Below are 25,233 nucleotides of genomic sequence, written 5' to 3' on the forward strand. Positions count from 1 at the left end.
CCCGGTGGCGGACGGGTGAGGGGGTCACCCGTCCGCCACCGGGGCTCGTCAGGTCACTGGCGGCGGGGGAGGTTGAACTCCTCCATCGCCATGACCGGGCGCAGGTGTTGTTCCGCGCCGCCCTTGGTGAAGGCGTCACGCAGGATGTCGTCACCGAGCAGGTTGCCCAGTGCGCCCATGATCATGCCCTGGTCCAGGGCCAGGTACCGCTTCGCGACCTTGCCGCTGCGTACGGCGATCGCGTCGTAGTAGCCGCCGGGGCCGTAGGCGTCGAAGTCGCGCCGGAGCTTCGCCAGTTCGGTCAGCGCCGCGCGTGGCTGGTACGGCAGTGCGAGCACCACCGCGTGCGGGGTCACGACGCCGTCGCCGTAGGTCTCCGGCAGCGGCTGGGCGTCGCGGCAACCCTCGAAGCCGACGTCCACCGCCGTCTTCTCCTGGTCGCTGGTGTACCCGGGACCGTCCAGGCCCATGATGTCGACGCCGTACTCGCGGTACCCGCCGTCCGGGTTCGACGCCGGGGAGAAGCCCCAGTAGCCGTACTCGGCGTCGTTGAGACCGTGTTCGATCTGGCCGCGCACGTACACCGAGTGCTGCCGCGCCCAGGAGTCCTTGCCCCAGCGCACCTCGGGCACGAACATGTCCGGCATCAGCTCCTCGAACATGTCACCACCCCACGTGGGCACGAACGTCAGCCCGCGGTAGGTGTAGTTGCCCTCGAACACCGGCACACCGAGATAGTCCACGAACTCACCGGACGGCTTCTGCTCCTGCCAGTTCCAGTCGCACGTGTCGGGGAACGTCCGCCACGGTGCGAAGTAGTGCCCGGGCGGCACCTGGCCCAGGGAGATGGCCACGTACGAGATCATCCGCGTCTCGGACGCGAACGAGCCGTAGGTGTGGCACGTGTAGTACACCTCCGGGCCGACCCCGGTGTAGTTGCCGGGCAGCGAGCACTGCGGGTCCGGCGGCGGGGTGTCCCAGAAGCCGCCGCGCATGAGCCCGGCAGGCACGTCCGGGCCACGGCCCACGGGGTCGTAGTAGAACGAGAAGTCCATGGGCGTCAGCAGGTCCTGCGCCTGCTTGCGCGCCTCGGGCACCGCGTTGCGGACCACCATCAGCGCGGCCGCGAGCCACGCGTTGTCCACGCTGGACGCGAACGGGTACACGACCGACCCGTCCACCGGCCACGTGGTCAGGCGCTCGAGCGTCGCCGGGTCGTACCAGTTGTAGTACTGGCCGGACGCCAGGTGCCGCTGCAGTCGCGCCAGCGACGACAACGTCGTCTTCGTGCGGGACACCAGCTCCCGCCGGGAGATCAGGCCGAGGTCCTCGGCGACGATCGCCGACCACAGGTACGAGCCGATGTTCGTCGGTGACGTGTACGCCGAGCGCGTCGCCGGGTCGAGGTCGCCGCCGATGTTGTCGGCGGGCATCCCCGTCTCCCGCACGGTCATCGCGTCGAACGACCGCCACGTGTCGCGCACCAGTGACAGGTGCGAGGACCCGGAAGGGGCGGGCGCCGCCGTGGCGGGCGCCAGTGGGGAGAGCAGTGCCGCCGCGAGCACGGCGACACCAGCCAGTCGTAATCGGGACATGCAGGGCACCTCTACTTCAGTCCGGTCGTCGCGATGCCGCGGACGAAATGACGTTGCAGCAGGATGAAAACGATGAGCACCGGCAGCACGACCACGACCGCACCGGCCAGCAGGATGTCGTACTCGGTCCGGTTCTGGCCGATCGCGTACAGCGCGAGTGCGACCGGCAGCGTGTAGGTCTCCTCCCCGGTCGCCGCCACCAGCGGCCACAGGAAGTTGTTCCAGGAGGCCAGGAACGTGAGGATGCCGAGCGTGGCGAGCGCGGGACGGCACAGCGGCAGCACGATCTGCCAGAAGATCCGCAGCTCGCTCGCCGCGTCCATCCTGGCGGCCTCCAGGAGGTCGTCGGGGATGGACAGGATGAACTGGCGCATCAGGAACACCCCGAACGCCTGTGCCAGGTAGGGCAGGATCAGCCCGGCGAGCGTGTTGACCAGGCCCAGGTTCGACGTCAGCACGAACAGCGGCACCATCGTGACGATGCTCGGCACCATCAGCGTGCCGAGCACGATGCCGAACAGGGCCTTCTTGCCCGCGAACGGGAGCTTCGCGAGCGCGTAGCCCGCCGCCGAGCAGAACAGCAGGTTGCCGACGGTCGTGAGCACCGCGACGACCGCCGAGTTGGTGAAGTACGTCGGGAAGTCCAGGCGGTCGAACAGGTTGCCGTAGTTGGCGAACGTCGGGTCGTTCGGCCACCACGTCGGCGGGTCCGCGCGGATCTCGCCCTCCGGCTTGAACGAGGACAGCAGCATCCACAGGAACGGCCCGACGACGACGAGCAGCCCGCCGAACAGCAGCACGTACAGCACCGCCTTGGCGATGCGGTCCCGGGAACGGAGGCGTGCCACGGCAGGCCGTGGCACGGTCCGTGTCGTCGTGTCAGTCATCGACGTCGTTCCTCAGCAGCTTGAACCAGGCGATGGACAGCAGCACCACGACGACGAACAGCACGTAGCCCATGGCCGACGCGTAGCCGTAGTTGCCGAACCCGAACTGGTTGTAGGTCGCGTACGCCATCGACAGCGTCGAGTCGAGCGGGCCGCCCTGCGTCATCACGAACGGCTCCTCGAAGAACTGCACGTAACCGATCGTGGTGATCACGGCGACGAACAGCATCGTGGGCCGCAGCATCGGCAGTGTCAGGTACCGGAACTGTGCGAACCGCTTCGCGCCGTCGATCGTGGCCGCCTCGTAGAGGTCCTTCGGGATGGCCTGCAGCCCGGCCAGGAAGATCACCATGCCGAAGCCGAGGTTGCGCCACGCACCCATCACGATCAGCGTCGGCAGCGCGAACGTCTCGTTGTTGAGCCAGTTCGGCCCGTCGACGCCGAAGAAGCCGAGGATCTCGTTCGCGAGGCCGGTGTCCGGCTGCAGCACGAACCGCCACACCACCGAGATCGCCACGATGCTCGTGACGACCGGCAGGTAGTAGCCCACCCGGAACAGCGTCCGGAACCGGATCAGCCCGGAGTTCAACCCGAGCGCGACCAGCAGCGACAGCGCCATCGTGAGCGGCACGCCGACCACCACGAACACCGCCGTGTTGCCCGCCGCGGTCAGGAACTTCTCGTCGGAGAACAGCCGGACGTAGTTGTCCAGCCCGACGACGTCGACGCCGAACGGGTCGAGCAGGTCCGCGCTGCGCAGGTCCGACAGGCTCATCACGAGCGAGGCCAGCACCGGGCCCGCGGTGAAGACCAGGAACAGCACGGCGAACGGCAGCGCGAACCCCCAGCCGGTCAGCCAGCCGGTGGTGCGCCGGGCCCGCGCGGGCGGGCGCGGGCCCGGCTCGACCGCGGAACCCGCGGCCGGGTCTGACGGGACGGTGCGGTCCCGGACCTCCGGCACCTCAGCCACCCGTGCCGATCGACGTCGCCTGGGCCTGCATGGCCTTCGCCGCGTCGGCCGCCGACGACGCGCCCTTCGCCACCTTCTCCAGCTCGGTGTCCACCCCGGCCGCGATCTGCTCCCACGTCGGGATCGACGGCGGCGCCTTGGCCTTGTCGAGCTGGTCGCCGAACACCTTCAGCTGCGCGTCACCGGCCAGCGTCTCGTCGTCCCACGCGGCCTGCACCGACGGCAGGTCCGACACCGTCTGGTACCACTTGACCTGCACCTCCGGCCGCATCAGGTACGACACGAACTTCCAGGCCGCGTCCCGGTTCTTCGTGTTCTTGAACACCGACATGTTGCTGCCGCCGATGAACGACGTGAACTCACCGGAACCGCCCGGCATCGGCCACAGGTCGTACTTGCCCTCACCGCCGAGCTCGTTGAGCAGCCCGATGTGCCACGGCCCGGACACGAACGACGCGATCTCGCCGGACAGGACCTTCGGCTCGGTCTCACCTTCGCGCAGCCGGTCCTTCGTGGACAGACCCTCGTCGTAGAAGGACTTGTAGTACTCGAGTGCCTCCACGGCCTGCGGCGAGTCCAGGGTGAACTTCGAGCCGTCGTGGATGTCGCCGCCGTTCTGCCACACGAACGGCATCACGGTCTGCCACGCGCCCATCTGGCCCGGCTGCAGGTAGGTGCCCCACTTGGCGCCGCCCTTGGCCTGCATGTCCTTGACCGCCTGCTTCAGGTCGTCCCAGGTCTTCGGCGCCTCGGTGATCCCGGCCTTCTCGGCGACCGCCTTGTTCACGTACAGGAGCCGCGTCTCGACGTACCAGGGGACGCTGTAGGAGGTGCCGTCCACGACGCCGGTGTCCCACGCGCCGGGGAAGAAGTCCGCCTCCCGCACGAAGTCCGGCGGCACCACGTCGAGCGCACCGGTCTTCGCGAACTCGCCGACCCACGTGGTGCCGAGCATCGTGACGTCGGGCGTCTCCTGGCCCGCGATGGCGGCGGCGAGCTTGTTGTGCGCGCCGTCCCACGGCACCGGGGTGACGGTGACCTTCGCGTCCGGGTTCTCCTTCATGAAGTCGTCGGCGAGCACCGACAGCTTCTCGCCCTCGGTGCCCATGGCCCACACCGTGATCTCGCCGGACGCCTTACCCTCGGCGACCTCCTCGCCCTGCTGCGGGCCCGCGTTCTCGCTGTCGCGACCGCACGCCGACGCGGCGAGCGCGACCGCGGTGACGGCGACGAGCAGCACCCTCCGCCTGCTGGGTCGGGTCATGTTGTACCTCCGTCGGTATGCGAACCGCAGCTGGCGCGGATCACCAGCCGCGTTGGCAGCACCTCGCGGCGTGCCAGGGTTTGCGTGACCGTCTTCGCCCCGCCGATGCGCTCGTCGAGCCACCGCGCGGCGGTGGCACCCAGCTCGCGCATCGACTGGTGCACGGTGGTCAGGCGGGCGTAGCCGGCGGCCATGATGTCGTCCCACCCGGTCAGGGCCAGGTCGCCGGGCACGGACAGGCCCAGGTCCTCCGCGGCGCGCAGCGCGCCGAGCGCCACCTCGTCGTTGGCGCACACGACCGCGTCGGGGCGGGTGCGCAGCAGGTCCTTCGCCGCCGCGTAGCCGGACCGGACGTCGAACGCGCACGGCGTCGCGACCGGGACCGGGTACCCGCCTCCGGTCATCGCCTCGCGGAATCCCGTGTAGCGCCCGGCGACGTCCGGCGACTCGTCCGGGTCGCCGAGGAACGCGATGCGCCGGTGGCCGTGGCCGAGCAGGTGCGCGGTGAGGTCGCGGGCACTGGACTCGTTGTCGGCGGTCACGGTGTCGACGAGCCCGACCGGCGGGCGGGCCAGCAGCACGAGCGGCAGCCCGGTGTCGGCGATGCGGACCACCACGTGGTCGCCGACCGTCCGGCCCATGATCACCATGCCGTCGACGCGCCCGGCCAGTTCGTGGACCGCGTCCTCTGCCTTCGCGCGGCCGTTCGTGGCGAGGATCAGGACGCTGCGGCCCAGCTCGGCGACGACCTCCTCGTACCCGAGCACCACTTCGGCGTAGTAGGGGCCGGACAGGTCGGGGAAGACGATGCCGTTCGCGGCGTGCTGGCCCTCGGCGAGCGCGCGGCCCGCCCGGCTCGGACGGAAGCGCAGCTCCTCGGCGACCTGCTGGACGCGGCGGCGCGTCGCGGGCGCGACCAGGCCGGAGTCCCGCAGCGCACGGGACACGGTGGCGATCGACACCCCCGCGCGGTCGGCCACCTCGTAGATGGTGACCGGCCGCCGTTCCCGACCGGACATGGCTGCCTTCCGTCGTTGGAAGCGCTTACATTTCTGTTGTGTGCAGTTCTAACACGCATGTCAAGCGAAGGCGCTTACATCGGCGCCGACGTGTGGTTGTGCATCGATCGTTCCAAAACACTGGTACGGTCGGCGCATGCCGAGGCCCAGGGAGTTCGAGGAGGACCGCGCACTGGACGCCGCCATGCGCGCGTTCTGGTCGGCGGGTTACGAGGCCACGTCGACGCAGGACCTGTGCGCGGCGACCGGGCTCGGCCGGTCGAGCATCTACAACACCTTCCACAGCAAGCGGGACCTGTTCGAGCGGGCGCTGACGCGGTACATGGCCGAGCGGACGGACTCGGCCCTCGCGCTGCTGGCCGAGGACCGCCCGGTGCGGGAGAAGATCCGCACCCTGCTCCGGCACACGGCCGACGCGCCCGACGACGACCCGCTCGGTTGCCTGGTCGTCAACTCGATGGTCGAACTGGGGCCGGCCGACGAGCACGTCGCGGCGTTGTTGCGGGCCGACCAGGACCGCCGGTTCGCGGCGCTGCGGGACGCGCTCGCCGCAGGCCGCGCGGCGGGGGAGATCGCGAAGGACAAGGACCCGGCCGCGCTCGCGCTGTTCGTGATGTCGTCGATCAACGGCCTGCGGGTCATGGCGAGGGCGGGCGCGGACCGCGCCACACTCGAGTCGGTGGCCGAGGTGGCGTTGACGGCCATCTAGAAGCCGTGCGTGACAACGGGGTTTCGCATGTCCAAGTTTTGAACCAATCAATCCAAAACAGGAGGAACCCTGTGCCCGTCGCCGTCTACGTCCTGGGGCTCTCGATCTTCGCCCAGGGCACCTCGGAGATGATGCTCGCCGGGCTGCTGCCCGAACTGTCCCGCGACCTGGGGGTCGGCATCCCGCAGGCGGGCCTGCTGATCTCGGCGTTCGCGCTCGGCATGCTCGTCGGCGCGCCCGTGCTCGCCGTGCTCACGCTCCGGTGGCCCAGGCGGGTGACGCTCATCGGTTTCCTCGTCGTCTTCGCCGCGCTGCACGCCGTGGGCGCGCTCACCGGCAGTTACGAGGTTCTGCTCGCCACGCGGGCGCTGAGCGCGTTCACCTACGGCGGGTTCTGGTCCGTCGCCTCGGTCACCGTGCTGTCGATCGTGCCGGCCGGCAGCCGTGGCCGGGCCATCAGCGTCGTGGCGGGCGGGCTCACCGTCGCCACCGTCGTCGGGCTGCCGCTTGGCACCCTCGTGGGCCAGAACCTCGGCTGGCGCGCGGCGTTCTGGGCGGTCGCCGTGCTGTCGCTCGTGGCGGCCGCGGCCGTCGCACTGACTATCCACAATGGACCAGAGGGTCGGTCGAAGCCGAGCGTCGGCGCCGAGCTGCGCGCCATGGCCAACCCGCGGCTGTGGCTGGCCTACGCGACGACCGCACTGCTCATGACCGCGCTCATCGTCACGTTCGGTTACCTCGCCCCGCTGCTCACCGACACGACCGGACTGCCGGACGGTGCGGTCCCGGTCGTGCTCGGCGTGTACGGCATCGGCTCGCTCATCGGCATCACGGTGGGCGGCCGCACCGCCGACCGCCACCCGTTCCGCACGCTCGCCTACGGCATCGGCGGCCTCGTCGCCGCGAGCATCCTGCTCGCCACGGCCGCGTCCCAGCCGGTGCTCGCGGTCACGGCCGTCTTCCTGATCGGGGCGTTCGGGTTCGCGGTCAACCCCGCCCTCACCACCCGGGTCTTCAGCGAGTCGGAACACGCGCCGACGCTGGCCTCCTCGCTCAACGTGTCCGCGTTCAACGTCGGCATCACCGCGGGCCCGTGGCTCGGTGGCCTCGCGCTCGACGCGGGTGCCGGCTACCCGGTCGTCGCGTGGCTCGGCGCCGGTGCGGGCGTGGTGGCACTCGGAGCGGTCGCGCTCGGCGCCGTGTCGGTGCGCGGGGAGAAGGTTCTGGTCCCCTAGGCTTCGAACTGATGTTCACGACAGGCAAGGCCATGCGCGTGCTGGGTGTCGACCCCGGCCTGACCAGATGCGGGATCGCCGTCGTCGACGGGGCGGCCGGCCGGAAGGTCGCGTGCGTCCAGGTGGACGTGATCCGCACCCCGGTCGACGCCGACCTCGCCGTGCGCCTGCTCGCCGTGTCCGATGCCGTCGAGGACTGGCTCGACCGCCACCGCCCCGACGCGGTCGCGGTCGAGCGGGTCTTCAGCCAGTACAACGTCCGCACCGCCATGGGCACCGCCCAAGCGGGTGGCGTCGTCGCGCTCGCGGCCGCCAGACGCGGGCTGCCGGTCGTGTTCCACACGCCGTCGGAGGTGAAGGCCGCGGTCACCGGCTCCGGCCGTGCCGACAAGGCGCAGGTCACGGCGATGGTCACCAAGCTGCTCGGCCTGCGTGAGGCACCACGGCCCGCCGACGCCGCGGACGCCATCGCCATCGCCGTCTGCCACATCTGGCGCGCACCCATGCGCAACCGGCTCGCCGAGGCCGAGGCCAGGGCCGCCGAACTCGCCCGCAACCACAAGGCACGCATCGCCGCCGCGGCCAAGGCGTCCCATGCAAGCTCCGTCAGGGCGTCCGATGTTCACTCCGCAAGCTCCGTCAGGGCGTCCGATGTTCACTCCGCAAGCTCCGTGAAGAGGAAGTCGACATGATCTCGCGCGTACGGGGAACGGTGCTCTCGATCGGCCTCGACCACCTGGTGGTCGAGGTCGGCGGGGTCGGCCTCGCGATCACCGCGACCCCGGCCACGCTCGCCACGCTGCGCACCGGCGAAGAGGCGATCCTCGAGACCACGCTCGTCGTCCGCGAGGACTCCCTGACGCTGTTCGGGTTCGCCGACGCCCAGGCCCGTGAGCTGTTCGGGCTCCTGCAGACCGTGTCCGGCATCGGCCCGCGCATCGCCATGGCCACCCTCGCCGTCCTGGAGCCCAACCAGCTGCGGGCCGCGCTCGCCGAGGGCAGCGTCTCCGTGCTCACCCAGGTGCCCGGCATCGGCCGCAAGGGCGCGGAGCGGCTGATCATCGAGCTGCGCGACAAGGTGGGCGCGCTCGCCGCCGTCACCGCGGAGACCGTCGCGACGGGCAACGGCGCGGTGCGGGGGAGTGTCGTCGAGGCGCTCACCGGGCTCGGTTTCCCCGTCAAGCAGGCCGAACAGGCCGTCGACGGGGTGCTCGCCGAGAACGGCCGGTCCGACACCCCGACCGTGCTCCGCAAGGCACTCGCCACCCTGGGCAGGAAGCGGTAGCGGGTCGTGCACGATGAAGCCGTGACCGACCCCGGTGAGTTCGCGCCCGAGATCGCGTCCCCCGAGGTGCTGCCGGGAGACGACGAGGCGACACTGCGCCCGAAGCGGCTCGCCGAGTTCGTCGGGCAGCACCGGGTCCGCGAGCAGCTCGAGCTGGTCCTGCAGGGCGCCACCCGGCGCGGGGTACCGCCGGACCACGTGCTGCTGTCCGGTCCGCCGGGTCTCGGCAAGACCAGCCTCGCCATGATCATCGCGGCCGAGCTGGGCAGCGCGCTGCGCCTCACCTCGGGCCCCGCGCTGGAACGGGCGGGCGACCTCGCCGCCATGCTGTCCAACCTCGTCGAGGGCGACGTCCTGTTCATCGACGAGATCCACCGGATGGCCCGCCCCGCAGAGGAGATGCTCTACCTCGCGATGGAGGACTTCCGCGTCGACGTGGTCGTCGGCAAGGGCCCCGGCGCCACCAGCATCCCCCTGGAGATCGCGCCGTTCACGCTCGTCGGCGCCACCACCCGCTCCGGCTCGCTCACCGGCCCGCTGCGCGACCGGTTCGGCTTCACCGCCCACATGGAGTTCTACTCGGCCTCGGACCTCGACAAGGTGCTGCGCCGGTCGGCGGGCATCCTCGGCGTCGACCTGCGTCCCGACGGCGCCGAGGAGATCGCGGGCCGCTCCCGCGGCACACCCCGCATCGCCAACCGGCTGCTGCGGCGCGTGCGCGACTTCGCCGAGGTCCGCGCCGACGGTGTCGTGACCAAGGACATCGCCCACTCGGCGCTGGCGGTCTACGACGTCGACGAGCTCGGTCTCGACCGGCTGGACCGGGCGGTGCTCGGCGCGCTCGTGCGGTCGTTCGGCGGCGGCCCGGTCGGGGTGTCGACGCTGGCTGTCGCGGTGGGGGAGGAGCCCAGTACGGTGGAGGAGGTGTGCGAGCCGTACCTGGTGCGGGCAGGCATGCTCGCCAGGACTCCGAGGGGTCGTGTCGCCACCGCGGCGGCGTGGTCCCATATGGGGCTTTTGCCCCCGGCTACCGCTCCTGGCCCGGTGCCGCCTACTCTGTTCGACAGTGACACGCACGACACTGACACGCACGGTGCGCACACTGCGCACTCTGCGGAGTAGTCAACTCACGGATGGACAAACATGGATATCCTCCCTCTGCTTCTGATGTTCGGCCTGCTGGGCGTCATGATGTACTTCATGACCCGGCGCCAGCGCAGGGCTCAGGAGCAGCAGCAGGCACTGCAGAACTCCCTCGGCGTCGGTGACCGCGTGATGACCACCTCGGGCCTGTACGGCACTGTGACCGACGCCGAGGACGGCACCACGATCACGCTCGAGATCGCTCCCGGTGTCGAGACCGAGTGGCTGCGTGCCGCCGTGCGCGAGAAGGTCGGCCCGGTCGAGGAGACCGACGACGTCGAGGACCTCGACGACACCGACGCGGTGGACGAGGTCGAGACCGTCGACGCGACGACCAACGAGCCCCCGGCCGTCAAGGACGCCGAGCTCGAGTCCGGCAAGAAGTAGCGGCTTGCGTGAGCGTGACGTGACCGTGTGACAACGGCCTCACGTCACGGGAGGTACGCTGCGCCCTCACCCACACGTGTAACGGGTGCGGGCGCAGTCTTGTGACCAAGACACGGCACAGGAACACGCCTGAGACCCTGTAGTTCGAGGAGACCGACCGACCGTGGCCTCACCCTCCGGGCAGATCCGCCCAGGGCGCTACCTAGCGTTCTTCCTTTTCATCGTGGTTCTGCTGTACGGCTTGGTGTTCGCCACGCCGAATCACAAGCTGGAGCCCAAACTCGGCATCGATCTGCAGGGCGGCACGCGTGTCACGCTGACCGCCCGCACCGAGTCGGGTGACGCCCCCAGCCGCGAGGCCCTCGACCAGGCGCGACAGATCATCGAGAACCGCGTCAACGGCATCGGCGTCAGTGGCACCGAGGTCGTGCTCGACGGCAACAACATCATCATCACGGTGCCGGGCGAGGAGGGTGAGCAGGCCAAGGACCTCGGCCAGACCGCCCAGCTCCGGTTCCGCGCGGTGATCGGGCAGCCGCAGCCGGCCCAGGTGCCACAGCAGCAGGAGCAGGAGCAGCCGACCGAGCCCGCACCGGGCGAGGAGTCGACCGCGCCGTCCGCGCCGGCGACCGAGCCGTCCGTCCCGCCGTCGGCAGGCGGGACCACGGGCACGCCGCAGGGCAGGCCCGCCCCGGCCGTCGCGGGTCAGCCGGGCTCCACCGCGCCGTCCGAGCCGTCCGCGCCGTCCGAGCCACCGGCGTCCGGTGCCGAGCAGCCGAGCGACGAGGAGGCCCTCGCCGACCCGCTGAGCGCGTGCGCCAAGTACGCGGCCGACGTCGACACCTACAACAAGGACGTCTCGGCGGGCAAGGAAAGCGCGGTCACCACGGCGAGCCTGATCCAGTCGGGTCGCGCGTGCCGCCAGGCACCGCAGCTCGCCGGGAGCGAGGACGGCACCGTCCAGCCGGACGCGACGGTGCAGCAGGCCGCGATGGCCGCACTGGACTGCTCCAGGCCCGACCCGCTGGTCGGCAACGACCTCTCGGACCAGCCGCTGGTCGCCTGCGACCAGGAGGCCACCGCCAAGTACGTCCTCGGCCCGACCTTCCTGCAGGGCACCGAGATCTCCGACGCGGGCTCCGCGGTCAACCCGGAGGGCGTCGGCTACGTCGTGACGCTGGACTTCAAGAGCGGCGGCAGCCGGACCTGGGCCGACTACACCGAGGCCCACGTCGGTCAGATGGCCGCGTTCGTCCTCGACACCCAGGTCGTGTCGGCGCCGGAGATCCAGGGCGCCATCACCGGCCAGACGCAGATCACCGGCGGCGGCCAGGGCGGCTTCAGCTCCACCGAGGCCAAGAGCCTCGCGGACGTGCTGAAGTACGGCTCGCTGCCGCTGTCGTTCGACTCGTCCGAGGCGGAGACCGTGTCCGCGACGCTGGGCATCGCGTCGCTCAAGGCCGGCCTGATCGCGGGCGCGATCGGCCTGCTGCTGGTGTTCGTCTACTGCCTGTTCTACTACCGGATGCTCGGCCTGCTCACGATCCTGTCGCTCGCGCTGTCCGCGGTCATCGTGTTCGCGTTCCTGGTGCTGCTCGGCCGGTGGATCGGGTTCACGCTCGACCTCGCGGGAGTCGCGGGCTTCATCGTCGCCATCGGTATCACGGCGGACTCGTTCGTGATCTTCTTCGAACGACTGAAAGACGAGATACGCGAGGGAAGGACGTTCCGCTCGGCTGTGCCGAGGGCGTGGGTACGCGCCCGGCGCACCATCCTGTCCGCGGACATGGTCATGTTCCTCGCGGCCGCCGTGCTCTACGTCCTGGCCGTCGGCCAGGTGCGAGGCTTCGCGTTCACCCTCGGCATGTCGACCGTGCTCGACCTGATCGTGGTGTTCCTCGTGACGCACCCGCTGGTCTCGCTGGCGTCGAAGTCGAAGTTCCTGTCCAAGCCGAGCATGTCGGGTCTGGGCGCGGTGCAGCGCCAGGCGAACGAGCGGCGGGCTGCGGGCCGCACCGTGGCGAAGGAGGTGTGACGTGGCTGCCAACGAAACACCGGCGCCCGCCAAGAAAGAAGGCGTGTTCCGCCGGCTCTACACGGGCACCGGCGCGTTCGATGTCGTCGGCAAGCGCAAGCGCTGGTACATCTTCTTCGCGGCGCTGATCCTCGTGTGTCTCGCGTCGATGGTCTTCCGCGGCTTCAACCTCGGCATCGACTTCACCGGCGGCACCCGGGTCTCGCTGCCCGCGCAGGGTGCGAACGGCGACATCTCGGTGACCCAGGTCGAGGACGCGTTCAGCGAGATCCTCGGCAAGGAGCCCGCGGCCGTGCAGACGGTCGGCACCGGCGACGCGTCGACCATCCAGATCCGGTCGGAGGCGCTGAACAACGACGAGGTCGACCAGCTCAAGGCCGGGCTGTTCGAGCGGTTCCAGCCGGAGAACGCGCAAGGCGAGCCGAGCCAGCGGTCCATCAGTGACAGCGCCGTCAGCGCGTCGTGGGGTGGCGAGATCTCACAGCAGGCGCTGATCGCGCTCGGCGTGTTCCTCGTGCTCGTGACGATCTTCCTCGCGATGTACTTCGAGAAGTGGATGGCCGTGGCGGCGCTCGCCGCGCTGGTCCACGACATCGTGGTCACCGCGGGCGTCTACTCGATCATCGGCTTCGAGGTGACCCCGGCGACCGTCATCGGTCTGCTGACGATCCTCGGCTTCTCGCTGTACGACACGGTGGTGGTGTTCGACAAGATCAAGGAGAACACCAGGGGCCTGCTCGGCCTGACCCGCCGCACGTACGCGGAGGCGGCGAACCTGGCGCTGAACCAGACGCTGATGCGGTCGATCAACACGTCGCTGATCGCGGTGCTGCCGGTCATCGGCCTGCTGGTCGTCGGCGTCGGCCTGCTGGGTGTCGGCACCCTGCAGGACCTGGCGCTGGTGCAGCTGACCGGCATCATCGCCGGTGCGCTGTCGTCGATCTGCCTCGCGACGCCCATCCTGGTCGACCTGAAGATGCGGGAGCCGAAGTTCCAGCAGCAGGCCGCGCGGGTGAAGGCGCGCCGCGACAACCTGGCGCGCAAGGCGGCCGAGCGCGAGGAGTCCGGTGCTCCCGACGACGCCGTCGAGCCGCTGGCCGACGACGCCCCGGCCACCGACGACGAGTCACTCGACGCCGAACTGCGCCAGGAGCGCGCGATGGCGGCGGCGAGCAGCGTCCCGGCCCGCAACCAGAAGCCGGGCGACCGGCACCAGCGCAGCGGCAAGCCGGCTGGCAAGCAGTCGGGCCGCCCGTCAGGAAAGCGGCGACGATGACCGACTTACAGGTAGCACTGGAGCTGATTCGCACGGTCCCGGACTTCCCCGAACCCGGGGTGTTGTTCCGGGACCTGAACCCGCTGTTCGCGTCCGCACCCGCGTTCCGGGTGGTCATCGACGAGATGGCCGCCCGGCTCCCGGAGGACGTGGACGTCGTCGCGGCGGTCGAGGCCCGCGGGTTCCTGCTGGGCGCCGCGATCGCGGTCGCCCGCGGCGTGTCCCTGGTACCGATCCGCAAGCCGGGCAAGCTGCCGGTGGTCGCGGACCGCGTGGACTACGCGCTGGAGTACGGCACGGCGTCCCTGGAACTCCCGGGCGGTGTGCTGGAGCCAGGAGCGAAGGTCGCGATCGTCGACGACGTCCTCGCGACCGGTGGCACGGTCGCGGGTGTGGTCGAACTGGTGAAGCGCGCGGGCGCGACCACGTCGGTGGTGTCGGTGGTGATGGAACTGGCGGCCCTGTCCGGCCGCGACCGCTTGGACGGCTGCGAGGTCCAGGCGCTGCAGGTGCTCTGACCTCAGCTTCGAGGGTTGTGGGCCTGCGCCCAGGAGCGTTGTCGAGGCATTGCTCCTGGGCGCCGGTTCAGCGCCGGTCCTGCCACGTGCACAGGCAGACCCGGTTGCCTTCCGGATCCGCCAGCACCCAGTAGCTCGGTGCCGCCTCGTCGCTGACCAGGGTGCCGCCCGCGGCGAGTGCCGCGTCGATGCGGGGCTGGACCTGTGCGGGCTCGACCCACACGTCCGGGTGCCAGCGCTGCCGGGGCTCCTCGCTGCCGGAACCCTGGAACCACACGGCAGGCAGGCGGTCTGCGGGGTCGAGGACCTCGCCGTCGCCGGGTGCCATCGCGAACACCGCCGCCCAGAACGGCAGTACGGCCGTCTGGTCGGGGGTGTCGAGCGCCAGCTCGAGCCTCGACACGGCCGCCGAATCCAGTGTCAGGCCGGCGCCTTCGGCCACCTCCGTGATGGCACGCGCCAGCCGCACCTCGTCGGCGGTGATGCCGCGTTCGCGGTGGCTGGTCACCCGGACGTCCACGTGGCCGGGCCGCACGTCGAGAGCGGGGCCGTGGTCACCGGCCACCGTGCCGACCGCCGCCACCAGCGCCACGCCCGTCGCGAAGTCGCCGGTTCTGACGCGGGTCTGCAGGCCACCCAGCAGGTAGGCCCAGCCGGCAAGGTCCGCCTCGGCGATCTGCCGTCCGGTCAAGGTCGTCATGACCGGCAGGTTAGTCAAACTGGACGGAGCGCTTCGCGAGGCCGTGCCAGTAGCCGTCGATGACCTGCTTCGGGGTGGCCGTCGTGCCGAGTGCCGCGCCCATGGACACGAACAGTGGCGCGAAGTGCTCGGTTCGCGGGTGGGCCAGCCGGGCGGCGGGGGACTTGTGCTCGAAGTCGAGCAACGCGTCGAAGTCCCTGGCCGCCAGTGCTTCCGCGCCCCAGTGGTCGAACTCCGCGGACCACGTCGGTGCGGTGCCGGCCGGGTCGCGCCGCAGGCCGGACAGGTTGTGCGTGAAGAACCCGCTGCCGACGATCAGCACGCCCTCGTCCCGCAGCGGGGCGAGCCGCTGCCCGACCTCGAACAGCTCCGCCGGGTCCAGCGACGGCATCGACATCTGCAGCACCGGCACGTCCGCGTCCGGGTACATCTCCTTGAGCGGCACGTACGCGCCGTGGTCCAGGCCGCGGCCGGGGTCGGAGTGCGCGGAACCGAGCAGGGCACCCACCGAGGCGGCCAGCTCCGGTGCGCCCGGCGCCTCGTACGTCACGTCGTAGTAGTGGTCCGGGAAGCCCCAGAAGTCGTACTCCAGCGGCACTGTCGTCGTCGCGCCTACCGTGAGCGGGGCGTTCTCCCAGTGTGCGGACACGACGAGGATCGATGACGGCCTCGGCAGGCCTGCTGACCAGTCGGCGAGCTGACGCGTCCACAGGTCGTCGTCGGCGAGGGGCGGGGCGCCGTGGGACAGGTACAGCACCGGCATGGACATGGTCCACTCCTGAAGTTGAAGGTTCAACTACAGGCTACATCAACCCACTTCCGGATCTTCTGTGCGATCGCGGTTATTCTCAGTGCCAGAGGAGTCGCTATTGAGCCAGAACGTTGAGACCGGAGCGGCGTCCGAGGGCGCGCCCCCACCCCCTGCCGCGCGCGCGCCGTCCGCCACGCGGCGGGTACGTGCGCGTCTCGCCCGCCGCATCACCGCCCAGCGGTCCGCACCGGTCAAGCAGGTGCTGGAGCCACTGGCCGCGGTGCACCGCGAGCTGCACCCGAAGGCCGACCTGGCCCTGCTGCAACGCGCCTACGACGTCGCCGAGGAGGCGCACCGCGGGCAGCGGCGCAAGTCCGGCGACCCGTACATCACCCACCCGCTCGCGGTCGCCACGATCCTCGGCGAGCTGGGCATGGACACGATCACGCTCGTCGCCGCGCTCCTGCACGACACCGTGGAGGACACGTCCTACGGGTTGAAGGACCTCCACGACGACTTCGGCGAGGAGGTGGCTCGACTGGTCGATGGCGTCACCAAGCTGGACAAGGTGCAGCTCGGCAGCGCGGCGGAGGCCGAGACGATCCGCAAGATGGTCATCGCCATGGCGCGGGACCCGCGCGTGCTGGTGATCAAGCTGGCCGACCGGCTGCACAACATGCGCACCATGCGCTTCCTGCCGCCGGAGAAGCAAGCGAAGAAGGCCCGCGAGACCCTCGAGGTGCTCGCGCCGCTCGCACACCGGCTCGGCATGGCGACCGTCAAGTGGGAGCTGGAGGACCTCGCGTTCGCGATCCTGCAGCCCAAGAAGTACGACGAGATCGTGCGCCTGGTCGCCACCCGCGCGCCGTCGCGCGACACCTACCTGCAGAAGGTCACCGGCGAGCTGACCGCGCAGCTCGAGCAGTCGCGCATCAACGCCAAGGTCGAGGGCAGGCAGAAGCACTACTACTCGATCAACCAGAAGATGATCGTCCGCGGCCGCGACTTCGACGACATCAACGACCTGGTCGGTGTGCGGATCCTCGTCGACGACGTCCGCGACTGCTACGCCGCCATGGGTGTCGTCCACGCGCTGTGGCAGCCGATGCCCGGCCGGTTCAAGGACTACGTGGCCCAGCCGCGGTTCGGCGTCTACCAGTCGCTGCACACGACGGTGATCGGGCCGGACGGCAAGCCGCTGGAAGTGCAGATCCGCACGCACGAGATGCACCGCACCGCCGAGTACGGCATCGCGGCGCACTGGCGGTACAAGGAGACCCGCGGCACGCACGACGGGCAGGCCGTCGAGGTCGACGAGATGGCGTGGATGCGCCAGCTGCTGGACTGGCAGCGGGAGGCCGCCGACCCCGGCGAGTTCCTCGAGGCGCTGCGCTACGACCTCGCCGCCCGCGAGATCTTCGTGTTCACGCCCAAGGGCGACGTGATCACGCTGCCCGCCGGGTCGACGCCAGTGGACTTCGCCTACGCCGTGCACACCGAGGTCGGCCACCGCTGCATCGGCGCCCGGCTCAACGGCAGGCTCGTCGCGCTGGAGCGCAAGCTCGAGAACGGCGACGTGGTCGAGATCTTCACGTCCAAGGCCGAGGGCGCGGGCCCGTCCCGCGACTGGCTCGCCTTCGCGGCCTCGCCGCGCGCCCGCGCCAAGATCAAGCAGTGGTTCGCCAAGGAGCGCAAGGAAGAGGCGATCGAGGCGGGCAAGGACGCGATCGCCAAGGAGGTGCGCCGGGTCGGGCTGCCCATGCAGCGGCTCGTGTCGGCCGACTCCATGGCGGCGCTGGCCCGCGAGCTGCGCTACGCCGAGGTCAGTCAGCTGTACGCCGCGGTCGGCGAGGGCCACACCTCGTCCCGGCACGTCGTGCAGCGCCTGGTCGCGCTGCTCGGCGGCGTCGAGCACGCCGAGGAGGAGCTGGCCGAGCGGTCCACCCCGTCCACCGTCACCCGCCGCCGCGCGTCCGGCGACGCCGGTGTGATCGTCAAGGGCGCGTCGGACGTGTGGGTCAAGCTCGCGCGCTGCTGCACCCCGGTCCCCGGCGACGACATCCTCGGGTTCGTCACCCGCGGCGGTGGCGTCAGCGTGCACCGCACGGACTGCACCAACGCCGGTGAGCTGCTGGCGGCACCGGAACGCCTGGTGGACGTCGAGTGGGCGCCGTCGGACTCGTCGGTGTTCCTCGTGGCCATCCAGGTCGAGGCACTGGACCGGCACCGCCTGCTGTCGGACGTCACCAAGGTCCTGGCGGACGAGAAGGTCAACATCCTGTCCGCGTCGGTGACCACCTCGCGGGATCGCGTCGCCGTGAGCCGCTTCAGCTTCGAGATGGGCGACCCGAAGCACCTCGGCCACGTGCTGAAGGTCGTGCGGAGCGTCGAGGGTGTCTACGACGTCTATCGTGTGACGTCGGCGTCCTGACTGAAACACGGGACCGGTCCCGGCCGATGCGCGATGAGATGACATGCACCAACTGGGGGAGGACACCGTGACCACGCCGCAGGACCCTGAGGGTCAGCCCTACTACGCGGAGCCGCCGGTGGCCGGCGCGCCCTATCCGGCGCAACAGCAGTACCAGCAGCCATACCAGCCGCAGTACCCGCCCGCGTACCCGCCGCCCGGGTACGGCCAGCCGCCGTACCCCTACCCGTATCCGCCCACCCGGTCCACGAACGGCATGGCCATCGCGTCCATGGTGCTGGGCATCGTGTGGGTGTACTGGATCGGCAGCATCCTGGCGCTGATCTTCGGTTACGTGGCGCTGAAGGAGATCCGCCAGTCCAAGCAGGCGGGCGAGGGCATGGCCATCGCGGGCATCGTGCTGGGCTGGATCGGCATCGGCGTCCTGGTCATCGTCCTGCTGTTGGTCGCGACCAGAGGCTTCAGCTGACGCCCAGCAAGGTCGTCATCGGCACTCCCGCGAACGACTTGACGTCGCGGGCCAGGTGGGCCTGGTCCGCGTACCTGGTCGCGTAGGCCACCGACGCGAGGTCCGCGCCATCGCGTGCCAGCCGCACCGCGCGGTCGAACCGGAGGATCCGTTGCAGCGTCTTCGGCCCGTACCCGAACGCGGCCACCGACCGGCGGTGCAGCTGCCGCTCCGTCCACCCCAGCGCGTCGGCGACCGTGGCCACCCGGTCACCGCGGCGGATGAGGGACACCAGCCGTGGCACCGCCGGATCCCACTCCCCGCGCACGCCCGCCACGGCGTCGGCCAGTACCCGTGACGCCGCCGCCACCGTCGACGTGGCCGCCAGGTCGTCTGTGAGGCGCCGGACCCGGTCGCCGGGCCACAGCTCGTCCAGGTCGATCCGTTCGTCCCGCACGGCCGACGACGGCACTCCCAGGCCGGCAGGCGCCCGGCCGGGCAGGAACCGGACCGCCACCAGCAGACCGGCCGACAGTGACGTCCGGTGCGCTCGGGTATCCGGTCCGGCCACCAGCAGGCGCCCGGTTTCGCTGTGCCACAGGACATCCGCGCACGCGTCCGGCACCACGTGGGTCGGCGGCGCCCCTGCCGGCAACGACCGCGACCACGTGCACGCGAACACCTCGTGCGCGCTGGGCCGTTCGGAGTACTCGGTCACGTGGCCCAGTGTGCCACCGCCCACCGACAGTGCCGGTCTGCCAGGCAGATCAGCGTTGTCGGTGGGCGGTGGCGAAAGGAGGTTCTAGGCGACCTTGGCCGACTCGATCGCCACCGGGGTGACCGGAGCGCCGTCCTGCGCGCCGCCGTCGACACCGCCGGCCGCGACCTGGTCCAGCGTGCCGAGGCTCGCCGCGTCCATCGTGCCGAAGACCGTGTACTCCGGCGGGAGCGTGGAGTCGCCGTACACCAGGAAGAACTGGCTGCCGGTGGTGCCGGGGCCCGCGTTGGCCATCGCGACGACGCCGCGCTGGTAGGTCACGTTCGTGCCGTCCGCCGCGGGCGGCAGGTCGGTGGGGAACTCGTCCGGCACGACGTAGCCGGGACCGCCGGAGCCGTCGCCCGCCGGGTCGCCGCACTGCAGCACCTGCAGGCCGGGCGACGTCGTGAGGCGGTGGCAGTTCGTGCCGTCGAAGAAGCCCTCACCGGCCAGGAACGCCATGCTCTGCACCGTGCACGGCGCCCGCTCGGCGTCGAGCGTGATCGCGAGCGGACCAGCCGACGTGGTGAGCGACAGCGTCGTGGCCGCCACCGGGCCCTCGTCCGGCGGCAGGCCGACCGCGGGCTCCTGCCCGGACTGGTCGGCCGTGAACCCGCAGTCGCCCTCGGTGGCGCCAGCCCCGGAGTCCGAGCCGGAGTCCGTGCTCGAGCCCGGGTCCTCCTCGGACGCCGCGGTCGGGAAGTCGTCGGTGGCGGGCGCGGACGACGGGTTCTCGCGCGCCACACAACCGGCGAGGGTCAGGCCGATGGCAGCGGCGACCGCCGCCGTGCGAAAGATCGGCACGGCTCGCCGTCGCAGGCGCGGTCGAGCCGCCGTGATCTTCGGTTCGTTCACAAGCCCACTCACTGCACTGCCGCCGTTTCGATCGAGACCGGCAGCTTCGGAGTGCCGTCCTGTTCACCGTTCGGACCCGGGGTGATGCCGCCGGCCGCGACCTTGTCGATCGTGGCGAGGCCGGGGGCTTCCACCGAGCCGAACACCGTGTAGTTCGGTGCCAGCGTGGAGTCGCCGTACACCAGGAAGAACTGGCTGCCACCCGTGTTAGGGCCCGCGTTGGCCATCGCGAGCGCGCCGCGCGGGTAGATCACCGACGGGGAGCCGTCGGGGCCTGCCGGGCCCTGCTTGAGGTCGGTGGGCAGCTCGTCCGGGATCGTGTAGCCGGGGCCGCCGCCACCGGTGCCGAGCGGGTCACCGCACTGCAGCACCTTCAGGCCCTCCGACGAGGTCAGGCGGTGGCAGGTGGTGCCGTCGTAGAACTTCGACTGCACCAGGTGCTCGATGCTCTGCACCGTGCAGGGGGCCTTCGCGCGGTCCAGCGTCACCGGGATGTCGCCCTGGGACGTCTTGAGCAGCACCTTCACCGTGCCGGTGCTCGGCGTCTCCGCCGGGTCCTCCGGCAGGCCGGGCTTCTTCTCCGACTGCTCCTCGGGTGCTTCCTTGAAACCGCAGGCACCGTCGGTGGTGTTCTCGGCGGGCGGCGTGTCCGTGGGGTTGGTGGCCGCCTCACCCTCCTCCGGACCGAGGTTCACGAGCCAGTACACGAGGCCCACCGCGGCGACCACCACCATGACGGTGATGCTCACGCCCCAGATACGGCGCCGCTTGGCGCGTTCCGCGCGGCGAGTCAGCTGGCGTTCCAGCTTTCGCTTGGCCGCCTGCCGACGCTGCTCGTTGCTCGGCACCGGGCACCCTCCCTGACCTGAGACCTGTTTTGTGACGTCAACCAGGCGGGCAGTCTATGGGTACCCCCGGTAAGAACCGTGTGGAGGCCCACCGAAACACGGCAACCTCTCAGAAACCCGTCGGTAGGGGTGTGACCCGGAGGGGGTCGAGGTGAGAAGCTGGATACTGGGGGTGGCCGTACGGTGACGGTGACTGACAAGGTGGGCTCTATGCACGACAGGCGGGACGACGGCACGTCGCCATTCGCCGAGGAACTGGAGCGTCTCCTACGCAAACGCGGCCTGTCCTGGCGCCGTCTCTCCGACCTCATCGGCTACACCCCGAGCTGGCTGTCCAAGATCAAGCACGGCGCACCGCCGTCCGCTGAGCTGGCCCGCAAGTGCGATCAGGTCCTGGAGGCGGACGGCCAGCTCATCGCGCTCGCCGCGTCGACGAGCGGCCCGGTCCGGCTGGCGCAGCTGCCGGCCGCCGCGGCCACGTTCGTCGGCAGGGACGCCGAGCTGACGGAGCTGACGGAGATCCTCGCGTTCGCAGGCGACCCCGGCTCGCCGCAGACCATCGCGATCGACGGGCCGCCCGGCGCGGGCAAGACCGCGCTGGCGTTGCGGGTCGCGCACGCGGTCGTGGAGCACTACTCCGACGGCCAGCTGTACGTGGACCTGCGCGGCTACTCGCCGGACGCGCAGCCGAGGATCGTCGACGAGGTGCTCGAGGAGTTCCTGACCGCGCTCGGCGTGCAGATCGACGTCATCCCGGCCGGGCTCGACGCGCGGGCGAAGCTGTACCGCTCCGTGCTCGCCGACCGGCGGGTGCTCGTGGTGCTGGACAACGCGGCCGACTCACAGCAGCTGCAGCCGCTGATGCCCGCGTCGTCCGGCTGCGGCGTGGTCGTCACCAGCCGCAAGCGGATCACCGGCATCGAGATGCGCGGCGACTCCAGGATCACGCTCGGCCCGATGGCCGAGGAGGAGTCGATCACGTTGCTGCGCAAGGTGATCGGCGCCGACCGCACCGCCGCGGAGCCGGACGCCGTGCGCGGGCTCGCGGAACGCTGCGGCCACCTGCCGCTCGCACTGCGGATCGCGGCCGAGCGCGTCGCGACCCACCCGCACCACTCCGTGAGCCTGCTGGTCGAGGAGCTCGACACCGAGGAGCAGCGCCTCGACGGGCTGTCGACCGACGACTCGCTCGCGGTCAAGACGGTCTTCTCGTGGTCCTACCGCGACCTGTCCGCCGACGCGGCGCGGATGTTCCGGCTCATCGGCCTGCACTCCGGGTCCCACCTGAGCACCGGCGCCGCGGCCGCGCTCGCCGACCAGCCACTGGCCCGCGCGCGACGGCTCCTGGACCGCCTGACGGCCGTGCACCTGCTGGAGGGCATGGGCAACGACCGCTACCGCATGCACGACCTGTTACGGGTCTACGCGGCGGAACAGGCGGCGGAGGAGGAGCCGGACGCGGAGCGCACGCTCGCGCTGCGGCGGATGGTCGACTGGTACCTGCACAACGTCTACGCGGCCAACCACGCCCTCGCGCCGCAGCGCCACGACCCGGTGCTGGACAAGTCCGAGTTCGCCATCGATGTCGCCGACTTCGACTACGACTCCGCGCTGGAGTGGTGCGAGATCGAGATGTCGAACATCGTGATGGCGACCCGCACGGCGAACGCGGTGGGGGAGCACGTCCCGTGCTGGAAGCTCCCCGCCGGCTCGTTCAACTACCTGCACCTGCGCAAGCGCTGGAGTCTCTGGGTGGCCTCGCACGAGGTCGGTGTCGAGGGCGCGCGGCTGGCGAAGGACCCGTACGGCGAGTCGTGGGTGCTCAACAACCTCGCGCACGCCTACCGCGAGTTACGCAGGCTGGACGAGGCGATCGCGGCGTACGAGAAGTCCCTCGCCATCCGCACCGAGATCGGCGACCAGGTCGGCCTGGCGTGGACGCTCACCGGCCTCGGCAACGCCGGGTTCGACCAGGCCCGCTTCGACGTCGCCGCCGAGCACTTCGAGCGGGCGCTCGCCATGTTCCGCGGTGTCGGCGACCGGCACGGCGAGGGCATCGCGCTCGCCAACCTCGGCGACGCCATCCGTTCGCAGCGCCAGTTCGACCGGGCCGTGACCGTGCTGGAGCAGGCGCTGGACCTGTTCCAGGACATCGAGGACCGCTACGGCGAGGGCTACACGCTCGTGAAGCTGGGGGACACGTACTCGGAGCTGAAGCGGCCCGCGGAGGCCCTCAACTTCTTCCAGCGCGCGCTGGCGATCCGCCGCGAGCTGGGGGACCGCTGGGGCGAAGGCGAAACCCTGCACAAGCAGGGCCTGGCCCTCTACGACAGCGGACAACCGGAACAGGCCAGCGAATGCCTCCGTGGCGCCGTGGCCATCTTCGACGAGCTGGGCGACCCGAGGGCCGCCGACCTGAAGGAGATCCTGGCCGCGGCACACAAGTAGGGCTTTGTCAGGTGCTGCCGGGCACGTCGGCGTCCCGTTCAACGGCGGCCCCTTTCAGGGGCTCGGCACCGGGACCGGCCTGGCCAGCACCTGGTCCAGGACCTCGGTGAGGAACCGCGCCGGATCCGGGGCAGGTGTCGTGGTCCGCGTCGCGACGATCCCGTCCGGTCGGACGAGCAGGGCCCCTTCGGCGGGGAGCCACGGGACCGCGACGCGGTGCGCGGGAAGTCCGGTCACCGCCGCGGCGGTGAGCCAGTGTTCGCCCTCGGCGCCCACCAGCAGGGTCCACCGGGATGCCACCAGGTCGAGGGTCGAGACCCCGTCGATCCACGCGTGGGGAACCCGTGACCCCGGTGAACCGTCCAGCGCCACCGATAGGTCCATTGTGGACGGTAGTGCCGGCCGCGGGCCGACGACGGCGGCCGAGTCGTACCGCTGGCCGAGGTGCACGACCGGTGCCGCCCACACCCCCGCCGCCACCCTGGCGGCGTCGGCCTCGGGTCCGCGTCCCCAGTGCAGTTCCGGGTCGGCGAGCCGGCGCATCGCCTGGTCCAGCGTCGCCGCGGCGACCGGTTCACGTTCGTGCGCGTAGGTGTCGAGCAGGCCGGCGCCTGCCTCGCCGCGGTGGACGGCGGCCAGCTTCCACGTCAGGTTGTGCGCGTCGGCGACGCCGGTGTTGAGGCCGAACGCGCCAAGGGGTGACACGGTGTGCGCGGCGTCGCCGACGAGGAACACGCGGCCCACCGCGAAGCTCTCGGCCGCGGCGCTGCGGGGGCGCCAGGGCAGCACGCTGCGCACCTCGACGTCGAGGTCGGGATCGCCGACCGCCGCCCGGACGATCGCGGCGCAGCGCTCTGGCGTGAAGTCCTCGGGGCATTCGCCCGCGTCGACGTCGCAGGCCACGTGGAATACCCAGTTCGTCTCGCCGTCCACGGTGGCCAGCAGGCCCGGTGCCGCCGGTGTGGTGATGGTGCAGGTGGCGAAGGACATGCCCCGCAGGTGGGGCCGGAGGTCGGCGCGGAACAGGATGTTGATCATCGACTTGCCGAGGTCGCCAGGACCGGAGGTGCCCACGCCGAGCGCGGTCCGCACGGTGCTGTGCGTGCCGTCGGCGGCGACCACGTGCGCGCACCGCAGCGAGTAGCGGCCGTCGGGTCCTTCCAGCTCGACGTCGACCCCACCGGTGTCCTGCGTGATGCCGGCCAGGCGGGTCGACCAGCGCAGGTCCGCGCCGCGGCGCGCCAGGTCGGCCGCCACGACGGCGTCGAGCCGGTCCTGGGCACACACGCCGCGCAGCCTGAACGGCGTCACGTCCAGCTCGTCGGCGGCCGGGGCCGGCATGGGCACGGTCACGACATCGCCCGCGCCCATCTCGACGACGGTCCGCGCCACCGCCTTGCCCGCAGCACCCCGGAGGTCGACCGCGGCGGCGTCCACGGCGGTGTCGAGCCCGAGTTCGCGGAGGACCTCGACGGTGCGCGGCCCGATGCCGGTGGCGCGTGGGTGGACCGACGGGCCGGACCGGCGTTCCACCAGCACCGCGGGGACGCCGTGGTGGGTGAGCAGCGCCGCGGTGAGCAGGCCGACGCTGCCGCCGCCGACCACGAGCACCGGGACTTCTGGATACTCTGTGCCCGTCATGGCTACACCGTAGCCAGAAGGTAGGATGCGG

At 70.9% G+C, this 25,233-nt stretch carries 23 protein-coding genes; 12 read left to right on the forward strand and 11 right to left on the reverse strand.

Features of this window, described 5'->3' with window-relative positions:
* Positions 1-53: 53 nt before the first annotated feature.
* From FHR82_RS25465 to FHR82_RS25485, 5 genes are read right to left on the reverse strand one after another with little or no spacing between them, the layout of a single operon-like run.
* Complete coding sequence (locus FHR82_RS25465) at positions 54-1,595, reverse strand: glucoamylase family protein (protein ID WP_184813004.1); 1,542 nt, start codon at positions 1,593-1,595, stop codon at positions 54-56.
* A gap of 11 nt (positions 1,596-1,606) precedes the next feature.
* Entirely contained in the window at positions 1,607-2,482 is an 876-nt protein-coding gene (locus tag FHR82_RS25470; RefSeq protein ID WP_184813005.1) for a carbohydrate ABC transporter permease, read from the reverse strand.
* Complete coding sequence (locus FHR82_RS47620; protein ID WP_311771269.1) at positions 2,475-3,452, reverse strand: carbohydrate ABC transporter permease; 978 nt, start codon at positions 3,450-3,452, stop codon at positions 2,475-2,477. Before FHR82_RS47620 ends, FHR82_RS25470 begins: the two co-directional genes overlap by 8 nt.
* On the reverse strand, positions 3,445-4,716 hold the full coding sequence (locus tag FHR82_RS25480) for a sugar ABC transporter substrate-binding protein (protein WP_184813006.1): 1,272 nt from the start codon (positions 4,714-4,716) through the stop codon (positions 3,445-3,447). Before FHR82_RS25480 ends, FHR82_RS47620 begins: the two co-directional genes overlap by 8 nt.
* Complete coding sequence (locus FHR82_RS25485) at positions 4,713-5,735, reverse strand: LacI family DNA-binding transcriptional regulator (protein WP_184813007.1); 1,023 nt, start codon at positions 5,733-5,735, stop codon at positions 4,713-4,715. The genes FHR82_RS25480 and FHR82_RS25485 overlap by 4 nt, the downstream gene beginning before the upstream one ends.
* Positions 5,736-5,871: 136 nt before the next feature.
* On the opposite strand from FHR82_RS25485, the gene FHR82_RS25490 reads away from it, so the two are divergent.
* From FHR82_RS25490 to FHR82_RS25530, 9 genes are all read left to right on the forward strand, one after another.
* Entirely contained in the window at positions 5,872-6,444 is a 573-nt protein-coding gene (locus FHR82_RS25490) for a TetR/AcrR family transcriptional regulator (protein WP_184813008.1), read from the forward strand.
* Between the two features lie 71 nt (positions 6,445-6,515).
* Entirely contained in the window at positions 6,516-7,679 is a 1,164-nt protein-coding gene (locus FHR82_RS25495) for a Cmx/CmrA family chloramphenicol efflux MFS transporter (protein ID WP_184813009.1), read from the forward strand.
* A gap of 32 nt (positions 7,680-7,711) precedes the next feature.
* Positions 7,712-8,371, forward strand: a complete 660-nt coding sequence (gene ruvC, locus FHR82_RS25500) for a crossover junction endodeoxyribonuclease RuvC (protein ID WP_184813366.1) — start codon at positions 7,712-7,714, stop codon at positions 8,369-8,371.
* The gene (ruvA, locus tag FHR82_RS25505; RefSeq protein ID WP_184813010.1) at positions 8,368-8,964 is read left to right on the forward strand and encodes a Holliday junction branch migration protein RuvA; all 597 of its coding nucleotides are present in this window, start codon (positions 8,368-8,370) and stop codon (positions 8,962-8,964) included. Before ruvC ends, ruvA begins: the two co-directional genes overlap by 4 nt.
* Before the next feature lie 21 nt (positions 8,965-8,985).
* Entirely contained in the window at positions 8,986-10,086 is a 1,101-nt protein-coding gene (gene ruvB / locus FHR82_RS25510) for a Holliday junction branch migration DNA helicase RuvB (RefSeq protein WP_184813011.1), read from the forward strand.
* A 21-nt stretch (positions 10,087-10,107) separates the two neighbouring features.
* On the forward strand, positions 10,108-10,494 hold the full coding sequence (gene yajC / locus FHR82_RS25515) for a preprotein translocase subunit YajC (protein ID WP_184813012.1): 387 nt from the start codon (positions 10,108-10,110) through the stop codon (positions 10,492-10,494).
* 163 nt (positions 10,495-10,657) lie between these two features.
* Positions 10,658-12,529: a protein translocase subunit SecD gene (gene secD / locus FHR82_RS25520; protein WP_184813013.1), complete on the forward strand. Its 1,872-nt coding sequence runs from the start codon at positions 10,658-10,660 to the stop codon at positions 12,527-12,529.
* A 1-nt stretch (position 12,530) separates the two neighbouring features.
* Entirely contained in the window at positions 12,531-13,805 is a 1,275-nt protein-coding gene (secF, locus tag FHR82_RS25525; RefSeq protein ID WP_184813014.1) for a protein translocase subunit SecF, read from the forward strand.
* Positions 13,802-14,323 carry an adenine phosphoribosyltransferase gene (locus FHR82_RS25530; protein WP_184813015.1) on the forward strand — a complete coding sequence of 174 codons (522 nt, stop codon included), beginning with the start codon at positions 13,802-13,804 and terminating at the stop codon, positions 14,321-14,323. The genes secF and FHR82_RS25530 overlap by 4 nt, the downstream gene beginning before the upstream one ends.
* A gap of 67 nt (positions 14,324-14,390) precedes the next feature.
* Here the strand turns inward: FHR82_RS25530 and FHR82_RS25535 are convergent, their stop codons facing one another.
* Both FHR82_RS25535 and FHR82_RS25540 read right to left on the reverse strand, forming a co-directional pair.
* Positions 14,391-15,023 carry a 4a-hydroxytetrahydrobiopterin dehydratase gene (locus FHR82_RS25535; protein WP_184813016.1) on the reverse strand — a complete coding sequence of 211 codons (633 nt, stop codon included), beginning with the start codon at positions 15,021-15,023 and terminating at the stop codon, positions 14,391-14,393.
* Positions 15,024-15,033: 10 nt separating this feature from the next.
* The gene (locus FHR82_RS25540) at positions 15,034-15,792 is read right to left on the reverse strand and encodes a dioxygenase family protein (RefSeq protein WP_184813017.1); all 759 of its coding nucleotides are present in this window, start codon (positions 15,790-15,792) and stop codon (positions 15,034-15,036) included.
* Between the two features lie 100 nt (positions 15,793-15,892).
* Here FHR82_RS25540 and FHR82_RS25545 point away from each other — a divergent pair, with 100 nt between their 5' ends.
* Both FHR82_RS25545 and FHR82_RS25550 read left to right on the forward strand, forming a co-directional pair.
* A complete protein-coding gene (locus FHR82_RS25545; RefSeq protein ID WP_221464235.1) occupies positions 15,893-18,205 on the forward strand; it encodes a RelA/SpoT family protein in 2,313 nt (770 codons plus the stop codon).
* Between the two features lie 43 nt (positions 18,206-18,248).
* Complete coding sequence (locus FHR82_RS25550) at positions 18,249-18,674, forward strand: DUF4190 domain-containing protein (RefSeq protein WP_184813019.1); 426 nt, start codon at positions 18,249-18,251, stop codon at positions 18,672-18,674.
* Here FHR82_RS25550 and FHR82_RS25555 read toward each other — a convergent pair.
* From FHR82_RS25555 to FHR82_RS25565, 3 genes are all read right to left on the reverse strand, one after another.
* Entirely contained in the window at positions 18,667-19,371 is a 705-nt protein-coding gene (locus FHR82_RS25555) for a helix-turn-helix domain-containing protein (protein WP_311771270.1), read from the reverse strand. The two genes, FHR82_RS25550 and FHR82_RS25555, sit on opposite strands and share 8 nt — an antisense overlap.
* Positions 19,372-19,455: 84 nt before the next feature.
* On the reverse strand, positions 19,456-20,214 hold the full coding sequence (locus FHR82_RS25560; protein WP_311771271.1) for a peptidylprolyl isomerase: 759 nt from the start codon (positions 20,212-20,214) through the stop codon (positions 19,456-19,458).
* A 59-nt stretch (positions 20,215-20,273) separates the two neighbouring features.
* Positions 20,274-21,113: a peptidylprolyl isomerase gene (locus FHR82_RS25565; RefSeq protein ID WP_184813020.1), complete on the reverse strand. Its 840-nt coding sequence runs from the start codon at positions 21,111-21,113 to the stop codon at positions 20,274-20,276.
* Between the two features lie 210 nt (positions 21,114-21,323).
* Here FHR82_RS25565 and FHR82_RS25570 point away from each other — a divergent pair, with 210 nt between their 5' ends.
* On the forward strand, positions 21,324-23,561 hold the full coding sequence (locus FHR82_RS25570; RefSeq protein ID WP_184813021.1) for a tetratricopeptide repeat protein: 2,238 nt from the start codon (positions 21,324-21,326) through the stop codon (positions 23,559-23,561).
* A 54-nt stretch (positions 23,562-23,615) separates the two neighbouring features.
* Here the strand turns inward: FHR82_RS25570 and FHR82_RS25575 are convergent, their stop codons facing one another.
* A complete protein-coding gene (locus tag FHR82_RS25575) occupies positions 23,616-25,202 on the reverse strand; it encodes an FAD-dependent monooxygenase (RefSeq protein WP_184813022.1) in 1,587 nt (528 codons plus the stop codon).
* Positions 25,203-25,233: the final 31 nt, after the last annotated feature.

The organism is Actinophytocola algeriensis (assembly GCF_014203735.1).
Classification (GTDB): domain Bacteria; phylum Actinomycetota; class Actinomycetes; order Mycobacteriales; family Pseudonocardiaceae; genus Actinophytocola; species Actinophytocola algeriensis.